We start from the raw sequence: 3356 nt of genomic DNA, 5'->3' as shown, positions 1-3356 counted from the left end.
CTTTTTTTATTGAATTCCTCTATATTAGATTTAATAAGTATACGAGAGGAGTGAAAAAAATGACTTTTAAAACGAGAGAAATATTATCGACACTAGCTGTTTGTGGAATGATATTATCGGTAACGTTACCAATTTTATTAAGTTAAGAAAAAATTTATTATTTCACACAAAAAGGTATTTGTAGCATTACTACTTGCAATTGAAAAAAGTATGTGCTACTGTTTAATCACAAAGTAAGAAAGAGTAAAACTGACTTTAAGAAGTTAGCGAACAACAAAATAAAGAGCCCGTTATAATCCCTTCCAGCTAATCGGATTGCCGTCCTTTTAGAAGGTCAAGCGGAATTATAACGTGAACAGTCCATGTATGTAGCACATGAAACTTGTCAGGCTCCTAGTTGCAACTAACGTCACAACGTCTTATTATAGCAATTCTTTACAGAAATTAACAGGGGAATAAGTGTTTTCTGTTAAGGTATAGTTCTACACATTCATTTATTTAACTCAGTAAACCGCTGCTGTATTAAATTAAAAGCGTATTTGTGTAGAATTGTATCAGTAGTAAATGGATTTATAATAAAACACGGGTGTGATAGTTGCAATTTAAGGGGTGAGATACAGTAAAATGTGTCTCACCCCTTTTTTGTTGTTCGTTTGTTCGTTAACTTGTCAAAGTGAATAGGAGAGGAGAGATTTATTTATGCCAACGACAATCATGACACCAGAAGAAGTGTTGAAATACGGAAAAAGAGTGATTCTTTTTCAAAAAGGAAAAGGGAGGCACAAAGAAGAATTTGTCATACAAGATAATCGGATATTTCAACAAGCTTTTCTGTTTATCGGGGACCGAAAACATATACAGAAAACAAATCCAGTTGAGATTATGGATATTTACGATCAAATTGAACGTGTGTATTCACAACAAAGAAAAGGTGTGTTAATTGCACGACGATCTGGAAATTATGCGAGTAATCAGAAGCGCCTTTTACCTCTGAAGAAAACAGGTAAGGGAATGGGCGCAACATTACAGGGCGCTCAATTAGCGAAAGCTGCTTATCCGTTGATTTGTGAAGAGAACCAACCAGATATTGTGAAAAGACGTGCGCAGCAACGACTAAAACAAGCAAAAAAAGAGGAGGACGAAAAGAAACTATTGAAACAATAAAAAAAGCAACTCCAACAAACTTAATCAAATAGAAAATTAGCCTCTTCTTATTTGCTAATTTAAAACAAACGAATTAGCAACACATGTTTCAGGCAATTTCAGACTTTTTTAGAGCTAACTCGAAAGCTTATGAACTTAGGTTGAGAAGATAACTAAAACAAGCCACGATGAATAATTATCGATTGTTGACTAGTTGATCCAGGTAGAGGAAGCAAGACAACGCCTATTTTTAACCGATAGGATGGAAAACTGAGAAAGAACGAAAGAAGACGAAACCTATATGTCGGTGTGCAATGACCGCCCTGTTCATCAGCGTGACTACTAAGGGACAGGGGTTAGAACTACAACAGTAAAAATGTCACAATACACGGAGAGAATGATCTAAAGATCATTAACTTGCTCAGGCGTACGAGAGGTTCGTATGTCGTTTCCGAGAGTTTGGGGTGAACGGATGCTTAAACCCTGCGACAGCAACACTATTGCGTAACAAAAAAATTAGTAAATAAGAGAAGGCTAATGAATTTTAGGTGTCACACCCATTTCAATTGGGTGTGACACCCGAAGGAGGGAATGACGTGGCTTCAAACAAGAGAAGGTATATTACATTTACAGATCAAATGGACGAAGATTTAGCGTTTCTCCTGGATAAAAAACGGAAGGAACGCAAGAAAGCAGGAAACAATCGTCAGTATCACGAAAAGGATATGCTTGCTGAAGTTTTACACCAGGCACGTGAAATCAAAGAAGCTTTTGGATAGGAGGTGTACGAATGAAAATTTCAGATATTGTTAGAATAGTTCTAGGTTTTTTGTTGGGTGCGATAGTAACAATTTGTATTTTGTTATTTTTGACTGTCTTCAATTTTTGGTATGCTATTGAAGGGTTCACCTCTATATCAGAATTTCTTTTCTTTTTAGTTGTTATGATAAATGGATTAGCTTTAATACCCTTAACATACTTATTTATTTACCGAATAATACTTTCCAATAATGGAAGACAAAGAGTGCGAAACTTCATCGAAAGTTGTTATAGCTAATGGTAAGTGCCCCGAAGAACGTTCAGTTTGAATTTTTAAAATATGTTGAGAAGAGTAAAATTTTAGTGATGGCTTTGTTAATAGTGTCTCAATCACAATAAAGTCAAGAAAATAAAGGAGAATGAACCATGCCAAAGAAAAAGAACAGTAGTTTTGAATCGAGTATTCATGTCTATCGAGCAATGCAGCGAATGACCCAACAAATATTAGCCGATAAGGTAGGTGTATCACGTCAAACGATTATTCAATTAGAGCGAAATCGGTATAACCCGTCACTATTATTGGCCCACGATATAGCAGCTGTTTTTGAAGTGCCGATCGAACAAATTTTTACTTTTAGCAAAATAGAGGAGGAACAACGAGATGAAATTATACAGAGTTGAGCGTCATGGAGAGTTTGGCTTTTCAAGAACATATTGGACGACAGAATTAGAAGCTGCTAAACAGGACTATGAAAAGGAAAAAGAGGATTGGTATGATGATGAAGTATACGAGGATGACACAATCCAACTTGTTGAGATTGAGGTTCCTGAGGAAGTGTTTGAAGAATTTGAAGATGATTCAACTACTTTACAAGAAGAAGTCATGTGTATTGATCCAGACGATGAAGAGCAAGATGGATATGTTTCTTCCTATTGGCATACGAAGATAGAAATGAAAGCAGGAAAAAACGATGAGTTATAACTATTATTATTTTGAATCCCCCTACAAAGCCTGGATCATTGCTACTGAACCAGATGAAGCGGTTGTCGCCTATCAAACAACTGTTTCAACAATTCAAGATGGTGTGTCATTTGAGGCAGTGAGTGATTTGGAATTTTTAGAATCATTTGCAGGAACAACGACAGAAGAAATGCCTACGATAGAACGTGGGTTGACAAATGCAGCACTAACTATAAAAGATTGTTTGTTTGATTTAGCTCAAAACAATAGAACCGCAAAAATATTAGCTGTAGATCAAGCATTGATATAGAAAACACTTGATAAAAAGTGAGTAATAATTTACGCTTGTAGTATCAACTCGATTCTTCGTTTCCTATAGAAAAGAGGGAGAATATGGATAATCAAGAAGAGAAAGACCTTAGATGGAATGAACTGCTTCTTTTATTAGATATAGATCCAGAGTGGTTCAAAAAGCCTGATACAGAGCGTTACA

General features: G+C 35.7%; 5 protein-coding genes. All 5 read left to right on the top strand.

Annotated elements, in window-relative coordinates:
- Nucleotides 1-699: 699 nt before the first annotated feature.
- The 5 genes from A5819_RS18260 (at nucleotide 700) to A5819_RS18235 (ending at nucleotide 3173) form a co-directional block, all read left to right on the top strand.
- Nucleotides 700-1164: a hypothetical protein gene (locus A5819_RS18260; RefSeq protein WP_086281978.1), complete on the top strand. Its 465-nt coding sequence runs from the start codon at nucleotides 700-702 to the stop codon at nucleotides 1162-1164.
- Between the two features lie 575 nt (nucleotides 1165-1739).
- On the top strand, nucleotides 1740-1922 hold the full coding sequence (locus A5819_RS18255; RefSeq protein ID WP_086281980.1) for a hypothetical protein: 183 nt from the start codon (nucleotides 1740-1742) through the stop codon (nucleotides 1920-1922).
- A gap of 406 nt (nucleotides 1923-2328) precedes the next feature.
- Nucleotides 2329-2583: a helix-turn-helix transcriptional regulator gene (locus tag A5819_RS18245; RefSeq protein WP_086281984.1), complete on the top strand. Its 255-nt coding sequence runs from the start codon at nucleotides 2329-2331 to the stop codon at nucleotides 2581-2583.
- The gene (locus tag A5819_RS18240) at nucleotides 2564-2884 is read left to right on the top strand and encodes a hypothetical protein (RefSeq protein ID WP_086281986.1); all 321 of its coding nucleotides are present in this window, start codon (nucleotides 2564-2566) and stop codon (nucleotides 2882-2884) included. Before A5819_RS18245 ends, A5819_RS18240 begins: the two co-directional genes overlap by 20 nt.
- On the top strand, nucleotides 2874-3173 hold the full coding sequence (locus tag A5819_RS18235; RefSeq protein WP_086281988.1) for a hypothetical protein: 300 nt from the start codon (nucleotides 2874-2876) through the stop codon (nucleotides 3171-3173). The genes A5819_RS18240 and A5819_RS18235 overlap by 11 nt, the downstream gene beginning before the upstream one ends.
- The last annotated feature ends 183 nt before the right edge of the window (nucleotides 3174-3356 follow it).

Origin of the sequence: Enterococcus sp. 7E2_DIV0204 (assembly GCF_002140855.1) — a bacterium.
Lineage (GTDB): Bacteria > Bacillota > Bacilli > Lactobacillales > Enterococcaceae > Enterococcus_L > Enterococcus_L lemimoniae.
This window is presented reverse-complemented; position numbering and strand designations above follow the sequence as displayed.

Excerpts from the sequence above, each read along its gene's own strand:
- A5819_RS18260 (WP_086281978.1), top strand. The coding sequence starts at position 700 with ATGCCAACGACAATCATGACACCAGAAGAAGTGTTGAAATACGGAAAA.
- A5819_RS18245 (WP_086281984.1), top strand. The coding sequence starts at position 2,329 with ATGCCAAAGAAAAAGAACAGTAGTTTTGAATCGAGTATTCATGTCTAT.
- A5819_RS18240 (WP_086281986.1), top strand. The coding sequence starts at position 2,564 with ATGAAATTATACAGAGTTGAGCGTCATGGAGAGTTTGGCTTTTCAAGA.
- A5819_RS18235 (WP_086281988.1), top strand. The coding sequence starts at position 2,874 with ATGAGTTATAACTATTATTATTTTGAATCCCCCTACAAAGCCTGGATC.